Below are 16,799 nucleotides of genomic sequence, written 5' to 3'. Positions count from 1 at the left end.
GCCGATCCGGTCGGCCCGGGCGGCCCGGTCAGCCCCGCGCGGCGTCGACGAGCGGGGCCAGGTTCGCGAGGACTCCGAGCCAGTCGGCGGCTTCGGTGATCTCCGAGCAGAAGTTGGTCTCGACGATGACGCCTTCCAGGCCGGCGGCAACGCATTCGCTGACGCGTGTGGTCATCTCTGCCACGTCGAGCCGTACGCCCGCGGTGGATTGCTGGGCGACGCGATAGATGGCGTCGAGTGGCGCCATCGAGGCCGGACGCCGGCTGTTCATCTGTCCCAGGGTGTCCACGACCGTGGCGATCGGGACGGAACCGGGATTCCAGAGGTCGAAATCCCTTGCCGTCCTCGCGAGTCCCTGCTCGGAGTACATGCCGGACATCAGTTTGGGTGGGGACACCGGTTTCGGACGCATCACTGCGGGGCCGATCTCGAAGAACTCCCCGTGATGCTCGACCGGATCCTCGCCCCAGCAGGCTCGCAGGGCTGGAACGAAATCGTCCATACGCCGGCCACGGGTTCGGGGGTCGACACCCATGGCCACATGCTCTTCCACCGACCAGCCCACACTCAGCCCGACGACGGTCAACCGTCCGGCGCTGAGCTGGTCGATCGTGGCCAGACGATTGGCAAGTTGGGCGGGCCAGTGATTTCCGCCCACCAGGATGCTCGTGCCCAGCTCCATGCGAGTCGTCCAGGTGGCCACCGCGGCCAGCAGCTCGGTCGGGGCCCAGACCGAGCGGTAGACGTCGGGTTGCGACTGGGCGCTGCCGCCGTACTCGCCGGCCTGCTTGAGTGAGTACAAGAAGTGGTCCTGCACCCAGAGCGAGTCGAAACCCATGTCGTCCGCCTGCTGGACGAAGTCGCGGACGAGTGACGCAGACACGGCTGGACCGAGCTGGGGGAGCGTCAATCCGATCGAAGTCATGATCGCTCCGTCCGACGGCCGGCGGGCGCGCATCCCCTAAGTACTCGCATACAAAATAACTTAGCACTCGACTTATTGGGGAGTGGTTGTTCACGTGCCCCGGGTATGGCCACACAACGAATTCAGCCCCGATCCGCAGATCGGGGCTGAATGACGATGGTGCGCGATACAAGGATTGAACTTGTGACCTCTTCCGTGTCAGGGAAGCGCTCTCCCACTGAGCTAATCGCGCGGGTATATGAAATTGTGGTGTGGAGGTGGCGACGGGAATCGAACCCGTGTACACGGCTTTGCAGGCCGTTGCCTCACCACTCGGCCACACCACCAGATGCGAGTCGACTCGCGCCGAGCGGATGACGGGATTCGAACCCGCGACCCTCACCTTGGCAAGGTGATGCGCTACCAGCTGCGCTACATCCGCATGCCCACGAGCGATCTTGTGGATCTTGCTGCTCGCGGTGCGAAGAGAAACTTACGCGATGGATTCCGAACTTTACAAATCGCCTGGTCAGAGGGCTGGCAAAAGACGAATTCCCAGCGTGTGATTACTCCGGACCGGCAAAACCGATGACTGTGACGTGGCGCACGTCCGTGATTTGGGAACTCTGCGGAACCCGTGTAATCTTCTGGCTCGTGCGCAGGCGCCCCTGTCACCGACATCAGGCGCCCGACACGGTCCCGTGGCTCAGTGGAAGAGCGTCCCGTTCACACCGGGAAGGTCGCTGGTTCGATCCCAGCCGGGACCACACAGACAAAGGCCTCGTCGTGACGACGAGGCCTTTGTTGTCTCCTCACGAGAGCCGATCGCTCCCGGAACCCGCTGAGCGTCGTCTAGTCCTCCAACGGCCACACGATCAGGGTCTGCATCGACGACAGATCGTTCTCGTCGGGCTCGGTCAGGTAGCTCTCCCACATCACCCCGGCCGGCCTCAGATTCTGGGCCTGCATCCACTGCATCAGCCGACCGTAGGTCTGCTCCATCGCATCGTAGGAGCCGATGTGCAGGATCTGCGCGGCGCGACCGCCCGGAAGGGTTTCGGTAGTGACTTCTCCGTCCACCGAGACGTCGCGGTCGGTGGGAAACCCGGCCGCCACATCCACAGTGTCCGTGGGCATGCCGTGGTAGAGGCCCAGCGGCGGTCCGACAACGCTTGCTCCCGCGTTCCGCATCGCGTCGTCCACCGCGTGGAACGAACGATCGAAGAATTGGGGAAGGCCGGTCATCGGGACCTTCTCGCGATGTACCGCGACCCGCGCCGGGGTCAGCTCGACGATCTGGGGTTCGGTGGACGGATCTGTCATGCCTGGTCTCCTTCGCGTCGTGTCGGTGCGGGTTCGGATCTCACTTGGCGAAACGTTTCGTCAAACCGGTCAGTGTGCTGTCCACGAGTCCCTTGATCACCCTTTTGCGCACGAACCCGGGCAGCGGCAGATTGTGATGGATCGTGAGCTCATAGGTGACCGAGGTCGTGTCAGGGCCCGTCGCGTCGAGTTGGTAGCGGCCTTCCTGGCCGGTCTGCATGCGCCCTTCGAGCATCGACCAGCTCATGCCGTCGTCGCGGTGCTCATAGGTGAGCGTGTAACTGTCTGTCCCGACGGTCGCGGACGCCTTGAACCTGGCCGTGCGGGGAAGTCCGGTCTCCGGGTTGGTCTCGAGTACCTCCGCCTCGATGATCTCCGGAATCCACTCGGGCTGGCTCTCGAGGTCGCGCAGCGTCGCGAGCACGGTCTCGAGCGGGGCGTCGACCTCGACGGTCTGGGAAGCGCGGTCAGTGGGCATGATCATCCTCACCGTAGTAGCCGAGTTTGAGCAGGTCGGTGATCTCGCTGATGAGCGGCATCCGCGGGTTGGTGCGGTTACTCAGGTCCTGGAACGCATTCATCGCGAGTTCGGGCAACGCTTCGAGGAACTCGTCCTCGGCGACGCCGATCTCCTTGAGGGTCTGTGGGATTGCCAACCGGCGCAGCAGACCGTCGACACCTGCGAACAGCCGGCGTCGGCTCTCGTCGGGCTCGCGTCCGCCGAAGATGACCCGTCCCAGCTGTGCGTACTTCTCCGGCGCGACGTACGCCGAGTATCCCGGCGCGGGCATGAACTTCGTCGGCACCGCGGCGTTGTAGCGCAGCGTGTGAGGCAGGAACACGCCGTTCACCCGACCGTGCGCGATACCGAATGCAGCGCCGACGGCGTGGGCGAGCGCGTGATTGGTCCCCACGAACGCGTTCGAGAAGGCGAGCCCCGCGAGAGTGGCGGCGTTGGCCATGTCGGTGCGGGCCGCGAGGTCGGTCGGATCGTCGTACGCACGCGGCAACGCGTCGAAGATGAGTCGTGCGGCCTGGACGCAGAACGCGTCGGTGTACGGGGAGGCGAAGATCGAGGCGACGGCTTCCAATGCGTGGGTGAGCGCGTCGACGCCGGTGTCGACGGTCAGTGCGCGGGGCATGGAGAGGGTCAGCGTCGGATCCACGATCGCCATGTCCGGGACGAGGGAGTAGTCGACGAGGGTCTCCTTGCGGCCCGCGACGGTCAGTACCGCGGCCGGTGACACCTCGGACCCGGTGCCCGCGGTGGTGGGAATCGCCACCAGCCGCAGGGTGTGCGGGTCCTGCGGGTATTCCGCCAACCGCTTGCGGGGATCGAGGAACGGCAGGGTCAGCTCGGCCAGGTCGGTGTCGGGGTGCTCGTGGAAGAGCCGGATCGCCTTGGCGGCGTCGATCACCGACCCACCTCCGACGGCGATGAGCAGATCCGGCGGCTGACCCTCCAGCACGGCGACGCCACGACGGATCGTCGCCTCGTCCGGTTCCGGCTCGACCTCGGCGAAGACCCGGACGTGTTGGGCGTGCAAGTGGGCACGCACTTCGTCGACCACTCCGCGTTCGGCGCTCAGGGCGTCGGTGACGACCACGACATCCGCGCACGGGACGTCGCGGAGATTGTCCAGTGCGCCGGCGTTGAAGAACGTGTTCGCGGGCACGCGGAACCACTGGGACGGGGTACGTCGATGAGCGACGGTCTTGATGTTCAGCAGCTGGAGATAGTTCACGTTCTCGGTGGTGCTCGACCCGCCCCAGGTGCCGCAGCCCAGCGAGAAGGTGGGCGGGAGATCGTTGTAGATCCCGCCCAGGGCTCCGACTGCGGTGGGTGCGTTGACGAGGATCCGTCCGGTACGTACTGCGGCACTGTAGGCGTCGACGACCGACTGATCGTTGGCATAGACGGCAGAGGTGTGGCCGAGACCGCCGTGTTCGGCGACCAGGACCGCGGCGTCGATCCCGTGATGCACGTCGCGGGCGCGGACGAGTCCGAGGACGGGCATCAGCTTCTCCTGCACGAGCGGGTGTGCCGCGAGCTCGTCGAGATCCGACGGCAGCGGCGCCAGCAGCACCTTCACCGAAGGGTCCAGGGTGAAACCGGCGCGGGCGGCCAGTTCCGGAGCCGGCTGGCCGAGTGCGCCGAGATTGACCTTGTCGCCGTCGCCGAACGCGAAGTCGGCGATGGCCGCGGACTGCTCGTCGGTGAGCAGGTGTGCGCCCATCCGGCGGAACTCCTCGACCGTGGCGTCGTAGATCGCGTCGTCGACGATGCAGGTCTGTTCCGCGGGGCAGATGACGGAGGCGTCGAAGGTCTTGGAGATCAGGATGTCGACGACAGCGGCTTCGATGTCGGCGGTCCGGTGCAGGTAGATCGGCGCGTTGCCGGGTCCGACGCTGAGTCCGGGTTTGCCGGCCGCGTTGGCGAGCGCGACGATCTTCCGCCCGCCGGTGACCCAGATGAAGTCGACGAGCCGGTGCCGGAACAGATAATGGGTCACCTCGTGGGCGGCGTCGGGGATCACCTGCAGAGCGCCGGGGGGCATCCCGGCCGCTTCGGCGGCCTCACGCAGGATCGTCACCGTCCGTTCACAGGAGCGCGCCGCCACCGGCGAGGGGCGGAAGACGATGGCATTGCGCGTCTTCGCCGCGACGATCGCCTTGTACAGCACCGTCGACGTGGGATTGGTGACCGGAGTGATCGCGAGCACGACGCCGATGGGCTCGGCCACCCGCACGACACCGCGTTCGTGGTCCTCCTCGATCACGCCCACCGACTTCTTGTCCTTGAGGTGGTCGTGGAGGAACTCCGTCGCGACATAGTTCTTGACGACCTTGTCCTCGAAGACCCCGAAACCGGTTTCCTCGATCGCCACCGCGGCGAGTTCGGCGGCGGCCCGCACCCCGGCCCGCGCCATGGCCGCGACGATCGCGTCGACCCGTTGCTGGTCGAGTGTGCGGAACTCGGTCGCTGCGGCCGCGGCCCTCTCGACCACGGCATCGACGTCGGCGGTGGTGTCGGGTGTCAGCGTCGACGCTCGGGAGTGCTCTGGCGTCTGCGATCCGGTGTCCACATGGGGGTTCGGCATTCGATATCACCTCGAACCGGTGTCGTCGCGCCCTCGGTCCATGCGCGGCCGTGTGGGCGCACGTTACTCGCGCTCGTGGCGTGAAGGACCCGTTTGCCACTCCGCGGCGCGAACTTTCGCTTCATGGCCGGCGACCGCTTCATCCGGGTCGGGATTCCACGAAATCGGCGATCACCTCCTTCACCCGGTCGCGCTGACCGAGGAGGAGATGTCCGCCGGAATCGAGGCCGAGCAGTCGTGCGCCGGGGATCCTCGACGCCGCGTCACGGGCCGCGTCGTAGGACGCCAGCGGATCATCGGCGGCGTGCACGATCAGAGTCGGCGCCTCGATCGCCTCGAGGTCGTAGGTGCCGATCTCCGGGTCGGCGACATAGGCGTCGAACACCGCGCCCCGCCGACGCCAGGCGACGGGGAAGATGCTCTCCGAGATCTCCTCGGCGACACGGCGCTCATCGGCCGAACGAGGGAACCCCGGCGGCACACCGAGGAGGCGGAGGAACGTCGGGTGGGCGAAGGCTTTCAGGGGCCACAGGGCGTGATCGGAATAGAACCACCGTGCCCACCGGGGTGGTATGCGTGCCGTGCGGCTCCCCGGAAAGTTCCCGGAGAGGATGATCAGGTGCCGAACCCGGTGGGGATGGCGCAGCGTGAACTGGACCGCTGCGCTCGTGCCCGCGGAGATCCCGATGACGTCGACCTCGTGGTGGCCGAGGTGATCGAGCAGTTCGGCGAAGACGTCGGACTGGGCGGCGACCGAGGGCTCGGCGGGCATCACCGATCCCAGATATCCGAAGCGGGACGGGACGATGATCCTTCGGTCTGGCAGCAGGTCGCGCACCGACAGCAGTCCACCGTCGCAGCCCTGGAAGATGCCGTGGCTCACCAGGACCGACTCACCCGCGCCGTGTGCCGCGTATTCGACAGCGCCACAGCGGGATTCCATCACATGGCGGGTGACCGCCCCGACCCGCTTCCGTGCTGCGACGCGGTCTCGGACATAGGCGATGCCGAGCATCCCGGCCGCCGATGCGAGGGCGCCACTGGCGATCAGGCCTCCGGCCCACGCCCTGCTGGTTCGTCCGTCCGGAGGAGTCATCGGAAGCGGACCGTTGTCCCGGGCGCCAACTGGACCAGTTTCTCGCGACACTGCACATCGATCGGAGCGACGTCGCGTTTCTCAGACGTGACCTCGACGCCGCTGCCGCTGACCCGCAATTGCAGACGGTGCCGACGGTAGTAGACGCGGAAGGACAAGACGCCCAGGGATCGCGGCCACCGCGGGTTGAGGATCAGGCGGTCGTCGCGGAGCTCGAGGCCCGTGAAACAGCGCTGCAACAGGTCGATGCTCCCGGACATTGCCGCGAGGTGGATACCCTCCGACGTCGTACCGCCCTGGATGTCGGTGATATCGGAGTCGAGGACTCTCTCGAAGAACGACACCGCGTGTTCGCGATCGCCGCGGGCGAGCACCCACGCGTGGACGACCGAACTCAATGTCGACCCGTGCGAGGTCCGGGACATGTAGTAGTCGATGGTGTGCGGGATCATCTCGGGCGGCAGCCCATAGCCCAGGCGTTCCAGCAACTCTCGCAACTCTTCCGCAGAAAGAAGATAGAAGAGCATGAGAACGTCGGCCTGCTTGGACACCTTGTACCGGTTCACGTCGTCGTTCTCGGCCTCCAGGATGCGGTCCAGCCGCTGGATGTTCCCGTACTCGGCGCGGTAGGCGTCCCAATCCAGTTCGACCAGTTCGTCATATCCCTCGAACTGGCTGATCGTGCCGTCGTGGAAGGGGACGAACATCCGGCAGGTCAGTGTCCGCCACAGCTCGAGTTCTGGTTCGCGCAAGCCGATCTCGTCGAGCAGATTGACCCGATCACGCTGCGGGATGGTCGCCAGGGCATCAAGAGCGCGCCGGATGACCCACACCGCCATCACATTCGTGAACGCGTTGTTGTCGATCCCGTCGTAGGGTGCCTCGGGGTAGCCGGAGTGGAACTCGTCGGGCCCGATGACGCCCCGGATCGCGTACCGGTCGTGGCGCGGGTCGTAGGTCGTGATGTCGGCCCAGAACCGGGCGATCTCGACGAGCAGTTCCGCGCCGGACTCGATGAGGAAGTCGAGGTCGTGCGTCACCTGGAAGTACTGCCACACGTTGTAGGCCACAGCCAGGCCGATGTGGTGCTGGCGGGCGCTGGGGTCCGGGTTCCACCGTCCCGAGCGCGGGTTGAGGTGCAGCTTCTGGCTCTCCTCCCGGCCGTCGCTTCCGGACTGCCAGGGGTACATCGCACCCCGGTGGCCGGCTTCGCGGGCGGCGACCCGCGCTTCCCCGAGACGCCGGAACCGATAGCGGAGCAGTGCCTTGGCGAGTTTGGGGAGCCGGGGGGTGAGGACAGGCAGGACGAAGACCTCGTCCCAGAAGATGTGGCCTCGATAAGCCTCACCGTGCAGGCCCCGCGCCGGGATTCCGACGTCCATGTCGATGGTGTTGGGTGAGACCACCTGCAGCATGTGCAGCATGTGGAACCGGAGCGCCCGTTGCGCGTCGGGGTGCCCTTCGAGGTCGGTGCGGCACAGGTCCCACATGCGCACGCATGTCCTGGCGTGATCGGTGAGCAGGTCGTGGAACCGCCCGAGCCGGGCAAGTGTGCGCGAGGCGGCGACACCGGGTTCGGAGATCCCGTTGTCGCGTGAGGTGTACAGCGTGGCGACCTTCTCCACGGTGACCTCTTCCCCCGCGGCGATGTCGACACCGATCCGGTGCCCGATCCGACCTTGATCGGAGATCAGGTCGTAGTGGGCGGGTAGCTGTTCGTTCCCGCGCCACACCGTGGTCCGGGCCCCCACCGCAATGGTGATGCGGGACTGGTTGGTCTGCACCCGCAACAGAACCGAGTCCGTCGAATCCGCCGTGCCCTCGGGGGCGGTGAGATGCCTGCTCGCCAGCTCCCGGTAGCGCTCGACCCCGGAATTGGTGACGGTGCCGTCGATCATCGAGGAGACCTCGATCCTGCCCGACCAGTCCTCGGCCAGGATTCTGGTGTCGAGCGCGCCGACATGACGTTGGTCCATCGACACGAATCGGCGTTGCCGGACGGTGGTGGTGCGACCGTGCGCATCCCGGTAGCGGAGGTCGCGGGTCAGCATCGCGCGCCGCAGGTCGAGCGTCTGACGGAACGACAACACCTCGACATCGTCGATGCTGAACCAGTCACCGCTGTCGATCCGGAAGGTCAGCGGCAACCAGTTCGGCAGGTTGACCAGGCTCTCGTTCTCGACCTCCCCGGCGGGCAGTCGGTCGGTGAGCCGGTTGTACACGCCGGCGGCGTAGGTGCCCGGGTAGTGCACCGGTCCGGCATCGCACTCCGGGGCCGCCCCACGCGTCGCGAAGTAGCCGTTGCCGACGGTGCACAGGGCTTCGCGGAGCTTCTCCGCGGGCGGATCGTAGGAGTCGTAGGTCAGTGACCAGTCCGACGGGGGCTCGCTCGCCTGCTCGACGTGATCGGCGATCTGGGCCAGCAGTGCCGGGATCGCCGCGGGTGACTCCGCGGCGAACTGGGCGGCCGTGCGGCGGTCGCGGTTCTCCTCGGCGCGCACCACGATCCCGATCCCGTCGGTGGCGATCCGGTCGAAGGCGTCCTCGTCGGTGAGATCGTCGCCGAAGTAGATCGTGATCCACCCCCGGTCGACGGCGCCCACCTGGTGGCGGACCCACTCCAGCGCCTGCCCCTTGTCCCAGTCGACGTCGGGTTTCAGTTCGAGGACCATGCGACCGGGGAGGGCTCGCAATCCCTGGCGCACACCGATCTCGCGCGCCGCCACGATGATGTCCTCGACATCGTCGGGGGAGGCGTTGCGGAAGTGGACGGCGACACTGAAATGTTTGGGCTCGACCAGGACTCCGTCGACAGCGGCAAACCGCTGCCGAAGTTCCTCGGATGCCGCCGCGATCGTCGGCGTGGACGTGCGGGCCACCTCGTTGACGAGGTGCTCGCCCCCCGGTCCGAGGAGTTCGAGGCCGTGACACCCGGCGTACCAGAGGCCGGGAAGCCCCACGCGCTCGCGGATGTCGTCGAGGTCGCGGCCGCTGATGACGGCGACCGGACACAACTTCGCCAACCGGGTCAGCGCCTCGGCGGCACCCTCGACGAGGACCGCAGCGGACGGATCGTCGACGATGTCGGACAGGGTTCCGTCGAAATCGAGGAAGACCACGGGGCGTCGAGATGCGGCGATGGCGTGCAGGTGCTCGAGGTAGGTCAGTGCGTCGGGCATCGTCGAGATCCGGGCGCCGCCGAGGCGTACCCGGATGTCGGCGGGATCACCGACCACGGCGTCGGCGCCGAGACGCCGGAGTTCCTCGGCCCGCGCTGGTGTCCCGATCGCCACGACCAGCGCGAATCCGCCCCGTCGAGCTGCGGCCACGCCTTCCGGGGTGTATTCGACGACAGCGCATCGCAGAGGTGACACGCCGAGGCGCCGGGCGATGTCGAGCAACCCGGCCGGGTCGGGGTGAGGGGTGCCCTCGAGCTGTTCGGGCGGGGTGTCGGTCACGTTCGCGGCGAACAGGCCGTCGAGCTCGGGGCCCAAGGTGCGCCCGACCGAGCGGGCCCCGCAGACGATTCCGAACCCGCGGAGACGCTGGACGAGACCGGCGGTGGACTCGATCGCCCGCGGGTGCGCCTCAGTGGTCGGGTGGCCGAAGCCGACGATCACGCCGTCGTGCAGACGCGCGTCGATCGTCACCGGTCGTGTCGGGGCCGCCGTGGTCGCCATCGTTCCAGCATGCCCCCGGGCACCGGGTGATCGGGCGAACTTCTGGTAAAGGTATCGCGGCGGCGGGCCTCATGTCCGCGTCGGCGATGGTCGCCGAGATGCCGGTAGCCTGAACACGGCTTGGGCGACGGCGGAGTAGGGGAGACATGACGGAGTCGTGGTGGAAGCGACTGCGGATCCGGGCGCGTCATCGCCGGTACGTGGTTCGCTCCAATCCCCGCTGGCATCGGATCTACCGCATCGCGGTCGCCGTCGTCGGCACCGTCGTCCTGCTGTGCGGGCTCGTCACCATCCCGTACCCGGGTCCCGGCTGGCTCATCGTCTTCCTCGGACTGGGAATCCTGGCGTCGGAGTTCGACTGGGCTCATCGCCTGCTGAAGTTCGCACGCGCGAAGTACGACGCCTGGATGGAATGGATCGGCCGGCAACACTGGTCGGTGCAGTCCGTCTTCTGGATCGGTACCTGCGCGATCGTCGTGGGCACCCTCTGGCTCCTCGGGGCCCTGCAGACGGCGGCCGGTTGGGTGAACCTCCACTACGAGTGGCTCGCGAGTCCCATTTTCTCCTGATCGCTCACCCGAGCCGCGCCGCAGAGGAGGGGTTCGGTCGGGCGGGATGACACGCGGATACCATCAGAGTCGCAAACGTCCCCCACGGACGCGCCCTTCGCGTGTCCGAACCTATTCGAGGAGCGTCCCCGTGCCCGACGACGTCCAGGTGACCAGCCCAGCCACGATCCGTGTGCCGGCTGGAACGACCGCGGGCACCGCACTTCGTGATCACGACCTCCCCAACAAGGGGCCGGATGCGATCGTCGTCGTCCGCGACGCGCACGGTGACCTTCGTGACCTGTCCTGGGCGCCGGCCGAGGACGCCGAGGTCGAACCCGTTGCGGCCGACACCGAGACCGGACGCAGCGTCATCCGGCACTCGTGTGCCCACGTGCTCGCGCAGGCGGTCCAAGATCTGTTCCCCGAGGCCAAGCTGGGTATCGGACCGCCCATCAAGGACGGCTTCTACTACGACTTCGATGTCGCCGAGCCGTTCACACCCGACGACCTCAAGGCCCTCGAGAAGAAGATGAAGCAGATCATCAAGTCCGGCCAGCGCTTCTCGCGCCGCGTCTACGACTCGAAGGACGAGGCGCGCGCCGAGCTGGCGAACGAGCCGTTCAAGCTCGAGCTGATCGACGACAAGGGCGCCGCCGACGATGCCGAGGTCATGGAGGTCGGCGGCGGTGAGCTGTCCGTCTACGACAACCTCAATCCGCGCACCGGCGAACGGATCTGGTGCGATCTGTGCCGCGGTCCGCACGTGCCGACCACCAAATACATCGCGGCCTTCAAGCTGACCCGGTCGTCGGCCGCCTACTGGCGCGGTGACCAGGACAACGCCGACCTGCAGCGCGTGTACGGCACCGCATGGGAGTCGGCGGAGGCGCTCGACGCCCATCTCGAACTGCTCGCCGAAGCGGAGAAGCGCGACCACCGCAAGCTGGGTGCCGAACTCGACCTGTTCAGCTTCCCCGACGAACTCGGCTCGGGACTGCCGGTCTTCCACCCCAAGGGCGGCATCATCCGCAAGGAGATGGAGGACTACTCACGGGCGCGTCACGTCGCCGCGGGGTATGAGTTCGTCAACACCCCGCACATCACCAAGTCGCACCTCTACGAGGTCTCCGGTCACCTCGACTGGTACCGCGACGGGATGTTCCCGCCCATGCACGTCGACGCCGAGTACGACGAGAACGGCGAGCTGCGCAAGCCCGGCCAGGACTACTACCTGAAGCCGATGAACTGCCCGATGCACAACCTGATCTTCCGGGGTCGGGGACGTTCGTACCGGGAACTGCCGCTGCGCATGTTCGAGTTCGGGTCGGTGTACCGGTACGAGAAGTCCGGCGTGATCCACGGGCTGACCCGAGTGCGCGGTATGACGCAGGACGACGCGCACATCTACTGCACGCAGGACCAGATGCGCGACGAGCTGACGTCGATCCTCACCTTCGTCCTGGGGCTGCTCAAGGACTACGGTCTCGACGACTTCTACCTCGAACTGTCGACGAAGGACCCGAAGAAGTTCGTCGGATCCGACGAGGTGTGGGAGGCGGCGACGAACACGCTCGCCGAGGTGGCCCAGGCCTCCGGTCTGGATCTGGTGCCCGATCCGGGTGGTGCCGCGTTCTACGGCCCGAAGATCTCGGTGCAGGCCAAGGATGCGCTCGGTCGCACCTGGCAGATGTCGACGATCCAGCTCGACTTCAACCTGCCGGAGCTGTTCGGTCTCGAATACACCGCGTCGGACGGGACCAAGCAGCGGCCGGTGATGATCCACCGCGCGCTGTTCGGTTCCATCGAGCGGTTCTTCGGCGTGCTCACCGAGCACTACGCGGGCGCTTTTCCGGCGTGGCTGTCCCCGGTCCAGGTCATGGGCATCCCGGTCGCCGAGGCGTTCGCCGATCACCTACAGGGCGTCGTCGACGCGCTGCGGGCCGCCGGTGTCCGTGCCGAGGTCGACCACTCCGACGACCGCATGCAGAAGAAGATCCGCAACCACACCACCGGCAAGGTTCCCTTCATGCTGCTCGCGGGCGAGCGCGACGTCGAAGCGCATGCGGTGAGCTTCCGATTCCGCGACGGGTCCCAGATCAACGGTGTCCCGGTGGGTCCCGCGATCGCCGCGATCACCGACTGGGTGGCGAGCCGGCGCAACGAGTCGCCGACCGGGGAACTCCTGGAGGCGAAGCTCGGCCCGGTGGGGGCGGTCGATGGCTGAGGCATCCGGCGAGATCCGCGACGAGGGCGTCGGTGTCGGTGATCGTCTGGAGCGGCTGTGGAGTCCGCACCGGATGACCTACATCGCCGACCCGCAGCCGGCGGCGAAGACCGGTCACCCCTTCCTCGACATCCCGACGATGTCCGACGAGGACGGTCTGATCGTCGCGCGCGGCGAAGCCGTGTACGCGGTGCTCAACCTCTACCCGTACAACCCCGGTCACACGATGGTGGTCCCGTACCGCCAGGTCGCCGACCTCGAGGACCTGACACCCGCCGAGTCGGCCGAGCTGATGGCGTTCACGCAGCGGATGATCCGCACGATCAAGGCGGTCTCGAACCCGAACGCCTTCAACGTGGGACTCAACCTGGGCTATGCCGCGGGTGGCTCGCTGTCCGAGCACTTGCATCAGCACATCGTGCCTCGCTGGATGGGCGACGCGAACTTCATCACCATCGTCGGCGAGACGAAGGTGATGCCGCAGTTGCTGCGCGACACCCGGTTGCTGCTCGCCGAGGCGTGGCAGCGCTTTGATGACTGAGGGGGAGGGAGCTCGCGGATGCTGAGCATTCTGGGTCGGGCGTCGGTCTCCAAGGTGACGCTGCCGATGGGGCGGGCGCTGCTGCGGACCGGTCTGACCCCGGACATCATGACCGTCATCGGAACGGTCGCGACCGTGGCCGCCGCCCTCACGCTGTTCCCCATGGGGTACCTCTTCCTGGGCACCCTGGTGATCTGGCTGTTCGTCATGTTCGACATGCTCGACGGCGCGATGGCGCGTGCCCGTGGTGGCGGGACACGGTTCGGCGCCGTCCTCGACGCCACCTGTGACCGCATCGCCGACGGCGCGATCTTCGCCGGACTCGTGTGGTGGTGCACCGTCACCGAACCGCACCACCTGCTCCTGGTCGCGACCCTGATCTGCCTGGTCACCTCTCAGGTCATCTCGTACGCGAAGGCCCGGGCCGAGGCCAGCGGGCTCTACGGCGACGGAGGGCTCATCGAGCGTCCCGACCGGCTCATCATCGTGCTCGTCGGTACCGGCCTCACCGGGCTGGGCCTGCCCTGGGCGGTCCACGTGGCGATGTGGCTGCTCGCCGTCGGCAGCGTGATCACCGTCGGCCAGCGCATGTGGTCGATCTCGAACTCGCCCGGCGCCCGCGACCTGATCCCGCTGAAGGCAGACCCCGACGACGACACCGGGAACGACGACACCGCGAACGACGGCACTGCGAACGACGACACCGGGAACGACGACACCGGGAACGACGGCACTGCGAACGACGACACCGGGAACGACGACACCGGGAACGACGCGAACGGATCGACTCCCCCCGACGGAGCGCGATGACCGACGTCGCCGCTCTCGCCGCCGACCTCGGATACCGGGCCGGCTGGGCGGCGGTGCGGAGGGCGCCGGAACGCGCCGCACGCGCCGTCTTCGACCGTGCCGGAGAGTTCGCCGGTCGCCGCAACGGCGGCCCGGAACAGCTGCGCCGCAACCTGGCCCGCGTGATCGGCACCGACCCGGCGAACGTCCCCGACGACCTCGTCGCCGACGCCGTGCGGTCCTACGCCCGGTACTGGTGCGAGGCCTTCCGCCTACCCACCCAGGACCGGGCCACGGCGGCGTCGACCGCCACGTTGCCGGACCCCGACCACGCCCGCCTCGACGCCGCGGTCGCCCGCGGCAAGGGCGTCGTGCTGGCGTTGCCGCACACCGGCAACTGGGACATGGCCGGGGTGTGGCTCGTCCATCACTACGGCAAGTTCGCGACGGTCGCCGAGCGGCTGAAGCCGGAGTCGCTGTTCACCCAGTTCGTCGAGTACCGCGAGTCGCTGGGCTTCGAGATCTTCCCGCTCAGCGGCGGTGAACAGCCGCCGTTCGGCGCACTCGCCGAACGGCTGCGCGCCGGCGGCATCGTGTGTCTGCTGGGGGAACGCGACATCGCCCGTCAGGGCGTCCCGGTCACCTTTTTCGGTGAACGAACCCGGATGCCGGCCGGGTCGGCGCGCCTGGCCATCGAGACCGGGGCAGCGCTGATCCCCGTCCACCACTGGTTCGAGGAGGCGCCGTACTCCGCGATGTCCTGTGGTGAGGAGATCGACGTCTCCGCCGGGGTCGAGGCGGCAACCCAGGCGCTCGCCGACGCATTCGCGGTGAACATCGCCGCGCATCCCACCGACTGGCACATGCTGCAGCCGCTCTGGGAAGCCGACTGGACCGACAAGCAGAAGGCGCGGCTGGCCGACACCGGGGGAGCGACATGAGAATCGGGATGATCTGCCCCTACTCCTTCGACGTTCCCGGAGGTGTGCAGGCGCACGTCACCGAACTCGCCCACGTCTTCATCGACCGCGGCCACGAGGTCAGCGTCCTCGCCCCGGCATCGCGTCGTACCGAACTGCCCGAGTACGTCGTGCGTGCGGGCCCGTCGCTGGCGATCCCGTACAACGGGTCGGTGTCGCGGGTGAACTTCAGTCCGAAAGGCTATCTACGACTGCGTCGTTGGATCGCGGAGAACGGCTTCGACGTCCTCCACGTCCACGAGCCCAATTCGCCGTCGATCTCCATGCTCTCGCTGATGGTCGCCTCCGGCCCGATCGTCACGACCTTCCACACCGCGACGTCGAAGTCGCTGTGGCTCAGTGCTTTCCAGGGAATCCTACGTCCGTACCACGAACGCATCGCCGGTAAGATCGCCGTCTCCGAACTCGCCCGGCGCTGGCAGATGGAGTCGCTGGGGTCGGATGCCGTGGAGATCCCCAACGGCATCGACGTCGGCAGCTTCGCCAACGCCAGACCGCTCGACGGCTATCCGCATGCGGGCGGCACGATCCTGTTCCTCGGTCGCTTCGACGAACCGCGCAAGGGCATCGACATCCTGATGCGCGCGTTGCCGGCGGTCGTCGCCCGGTTCCCCGACGTGCGCGTCCTCGTCGTCGGTGGCGGCAACCAGGCCGCACTGCGCCGGCGGGCCGGGACCCTCGCCGGCCACCTCGTGTTCCTCGGTCAGGTCGACGACGCCACCAAGGCGCGCGCGCTCGCATCGGCCGACGTCTACTGCGCACCCAACCTCGGCGGCGAGAGCTTCGGCATCGTCCTCGTCGAGGCGATGGCCGCCGGGGCCGCAGTGATCGCCAGCTCGCTGAACGCCTTCCGGCGCGTCCTCGACGACGGCCGGGCGGGCAAGCTCGTCGACACCGGGTCGCCGGATGAGCTGGCCGCGGGGATCATCTCGCTGCTCTCCGACGACGAGGCGCGCGAGCAACTGGTGGCCGCGGGTCGCGTCCGAGCGGACAAATACGACTGGTCGCGGGTGGCCGACCAGATCCTGCGCGTCTACGACACCGTGACGGTCGGTGCCGGACCGGTGGTGGTGTCGGACTGATGGCCACCTGGATCGTCATCGGGATCGTCCTGGTCCTGCTGGTCGTCGGCTGGGCTTATCACACGGCCAACCGGCTCGACCGCCTCAACGTCCGGGTCGACCTCGCCCGGCAGTCCCTCTACGCGAGTCTCGACCGTCGCGCCGTCGTCGTCCGCGCGATCGCCGCCGAACTGCCGGGATCCGAGCTGACCGCACTGGCCGACCGGGCCGAGCGTGCAGCGCCCGAGACACGCGAGGACGCCGAGAACGCACTGTCGGCGGCACTGGCCCGCACCGACGGCCGCGGACGGTCTCCGGCCCTGGTCATCGAGCTCGCCGACGCCGAGACGCGGGTGATGATGGCCCGCCGTTTCTACAACGATGCGGTGCGCGACACCCGGGCGCTCGCCGAGCGGCGACTGGTCCGGTGGCTGCGTCTCGGTGGCCGCGCGTCGCCGCCGACGTACTTCGAGATCAACGAACGCGTCACGCCGGGTCAGGGCGAGTGATCCTGGTACCAGCGCGTTCGCCCGGCTGACCTAGACTGGT

General features: G+C 67.5%; 13 protein-coding genes and 4 tRNA genes. 8 read left to right on the top strand and 9 right to left on the bottom strand.

Going from position 1 to position 16,799, the window contains the following annotated elements:
• Positions 1 to 28: 28 nt before the first annotated feature.
• From NWF34_RS00610 to NWF34_RS00595, 4 genes are all read right to left on the bottom strand, one after another.
• Positions 29 to 925: a TIGR03619 family F420-dependent LLM class oxidoreductase gene (locus tag NWF34_RS00610; protein WP_191834394.1), complete on the bottom strand. Its 897-nt coding sequence runs from the start codon at positions 923 to 925 to the stop codon at positions 29 to 31.
• Positions 926 to 1,082: 157 nt separating this feature from the next.
• Positions 1,083 to 1,157: transfer RNA gene (locus NWF34_RS00605), tRNA-Val, on the bottom strand.
• Positions 1,158 to 1,177: 20 nt separating this feature from the next.
• A tRNA-Cys gene (locus tag NWF34_RS00600) sits at positions 1,178 to 1,251 on the bottom strand.
• A gap of 22 nt (positions 1,252 to 1,273) precedes the next feature.
• A tRNA-Gly gene (locus NWF34_RS00595) sits at positions 1,274 to 1,346 on the bottom strand.
• Between the two features lie 253 nt (positions 1,347 to 1,599).
• Between NWF34_RS00595 and NWF34_RS00590 the strand changes: the two genes are divergently transcribed.
• Positions 1,600 to 1,671, top strand: a tRNA-Val gene (locus NWF34_RS00590).
• An 85-nt stretch (positions 1,672 to 1,756) separates the two neighbouring features.
• Here NWF34_RS00590 and NWF34_RS00585 read toward each other — a convergent pair.
• The 5 genes from NWF34_RS00585 to otsB all read right to left on the bottom strand — a co-directional run bounded on the left by NWF34_RS00585 (position 1,757) and on the right by otsB (position 10,104).
• Positions 1,757 to 2,227, bottom strand: a complete 471-nt coding sequence (locus tag NWF34_RS00585; protein WP_258324030.1) for a GyrI-like domain-containing protein — start codon at positions 2,225 to 2,227, stop codon at positions 1,757 to 1,759.
• Positions 2,228 to 2,267: 40 nt separating this feature from the next.
• Complete coding sequence (locus NWF34_RS00580; protein ID WP_258324029.1) at positions 2,268 to 2,705, bottom strand: SRPBCC family protein; 438 nt, start codon at positions 2,703 to 2,705, stop codon at positions 2,268 to 2,270.
• Positions 2,695 to 5,328, bottom strand: coding sequence for a bifunctional acetaldehyde-CoA/alcohol dehydrogenase (gene adhE, locus NWF34_RS00575; RefSeq protein ID WP_258324028.1), 2,634 nt, complete (start codon positions 5,326 to 5,328; stop codon positions 2,695 to 2,697). The genes NWF34_RS00580 and adhE overlap by 11 nt, the downstream gene beginning before the upstream one ends.
• A 139-nt stretch (positions 5,329 to 5,467) precedes the next feature.
• Entirely contained in the window at positions 5,468 to 6,424 is a 957-nt protein-coding gene (locus tag NWF34_RS00570) for an alpha/beta fold hydrolase (RefSeq protein WP_258324027.1), read from the bottom strand.
• Entirely contained in the window at positions 6,421 to 10,104 is a 3,684-nt protein-coding gene (gene otsB / locus NWF34_RS00565; RefSeq protein ID WP_258324026.1) for a trehalose-phosphatase, read from the bottom strand. The genes NWF34_RS00570 and otsB overlap by 4 nt, the downstream gene beginning before the upstream one ends.
• A 146-nt stretch (positions 10,105 to 10,250) precedes the next feature.
• On the opposite strand from otsB, the gene NWF34_RS00560 reads away from it, so the two are divergent.
• The 7 genes from NWF34_RS00560 (at position 10,251) to NWF34_RS00530 (ending at position 16,759) form a co-directional block, all read left to right on the top strand.
• Positions 10,251 to 10,673, top strand: coding sequence for a TIGR02611 family protein (locus NWF34_RS00560; RefSeq protein ID WP_159405570.1), 423 nt, complete (start codon positions 10,251 to 10,253; stop codon positions 10,671 to 10,673).
• Between the two features lie 130 nt (positions 10,674 to 10,803).
• Positions 10,804 to 12,879: a threonine--tRNA ligase gene (gene thrS / locus NWF34_RS00555; protein ID WP_258324025.1), complete on the top strand. Its 2,076-nt coding sequence runs from the start codon at positions 10,804 to 10,806 to the stop codon at positions 12,877 to 12,879.
• Entirely contained in the window at positions 12,872 to 13,420 is a 549-nt protein-coding gene (locus NWF34_RS00550; RefSeq protein WP_006436352.1) for an HIT domain-containing protein, read from the top strand. The genes thrS and NWF34_RS00550 overlap by 8 nt, the downstream gene beginning before the upstream one ends.
• A gap of 18 nt (positions 13,421 to 13,438) precedes the next feature.
• Positions 13,439 to 14,230: a phosphatidylinositol phosphate synthase gene (gene pgsA / locus NWF34_RS00545; RefSeq protein WP_258324024.1), complete on the top strand. Its 792-nt coding sequence runs from the start codon at positions 13,439 to 13,441 to the stop codon at positions 14,228 to 14,230.
• Positions 14,227 to 15,150: a phosphatidylinositol mannoside acyltransferase gene (locus tag NWF34_RS00540; protein WP_258324023.1), complete on the top strand. Its 924-nt coding sequence runs from the start codon at positions 14,227 to 14,229 to the stop codon at positions 15,148 to 15,150. The genes pgsA and NWF34_RS00540 overlap by 4 nt, the downstream gene beginning before the upstream one ends.
• Entirely contained in the window at positions 15,147 to 16,271 is a 1,125-nt protein-coding gene (locus tag NWF34_RS00535) for a glycosyltransferase family 4 protein (protein WP_024497177.1), read from the top strand. The genes NWF34_RS00540 and NWF34_RS00535 overlap by 4 nt, the downstream gene beginning before the upstream one ends.
• The gene (locus NWF34_RS00530; RefSeq protein WP_024497176.1) at positions 16,271 to 16,759 is read left to right on the top strand and encodes a hypothetical protein; all 489 of its coding nucleotides are present in this window, start codon (positions 16,271 to 16,273) and stop codon (positions 16,757 to 16,759) included. Before NWF34_RS00535 ends, NWF34_RS00530 begins: the two co-directional genes overlap by 1 nt.
• Positions 16,760 to 16,799: the final 40 nt, after the last annotated feature.

The sequence above is a fragment of the Gordonia sp. GONU genome (genome assembly GCF_024733855.1).
GTDB lineage: Bacteria > Actinomycetota > Actinomycetes > Mycobacteriales > Mycobacteriaceae > Gordonia > Gordonia amicalis.
This window is presented reverse-complemented; position numbering and strand designations above follow the sequence as displayed.

Bases quoted from the DNA above. Each gene is read 5' to 3' on its own strand.
- NWF34_RS00535 (WP_024497177.1), top strand. From the start codon at position 15,147: ATGAGAATCGGGATGATCTGCCCCTACTCCTTCGACGTTCCCGGAGGT.
- NWF34_RS00540 (WP_258324023.1), top strand. From the start codon at position 14,227: ATGACCGACGTCGCCGCTCTCGCCGCCGACCTCGGATACCGGGCCGGC.
- NWF34_RS00550 (WP_006436352.1), top strand. From the start codon at position 12,872: ATGGCTGAGGCATCCGGCGAGATCCGCGACGAGGGCGTCGGTGTCGGT.
- NWF34_RS00610 (WP_191834394.1), bottom strand. From the start codon at position 925: ATGACTTCGATCGGATTGACGCTCCCCCAGCTCGGTCCAGCCGTGTCT.
- NWF34_RS00560 (WP_159405570.1), top strand. From the start codon at position 10,251: ATGACGGAGTCGTGGTGGAAGCGACTGCGGATCCGGGCGCGTCATCGC.
- pgsA (WP_258324024.1), top strand. From the start codon at position 13,439: ATGCTGAGCATTCTGGGTCGGGCGTCGGTCTCCAAGGTGACGCTGCCG.
- NWF34_RS00570 (WP_258324027.1), bottom strand. From the start codon at position 6,424: ATGACTCCTCCGGACGGACGAACCAGCAGGGCGTGGGCCGGAGGCCTG.
- NWF34_RS00580 (WP_258324029.1), bottom strand. From the start codon at position 2,705: ATGCCCACTGACCGCGCTTCCCAGACCGTCGAGGTCGACGCCCCGCTC.
- NWF34_RS00530 (WP_024497176.1), top strand. From the start codon at position 16,271: ATGGCCACCTGGATCGTCATCGGGATCGTCCTGGTCCTGCTGGTCGTC.
- NWF34_RS00585 (WP_258324030.1), bottom strand. From the start codon at position 2,227: ATGACAGATCCGTCCACCGAACCCCAGATCGTCGAGCTGACCCCGGCG.
- otsB (WP_258324026.1), bottom strand. From the start codon at position 10,104: ATGGCGACCACGGCGGCCCCGACACGACCGGTGACGATCGACGCGCGT.
- adhE (WP_258324028.1), bottom strand. From the start codon at position 5,328: ATGCCGAACCCCCATGTGGACACCGGATCGCAGACGCCAGAGCACTCC.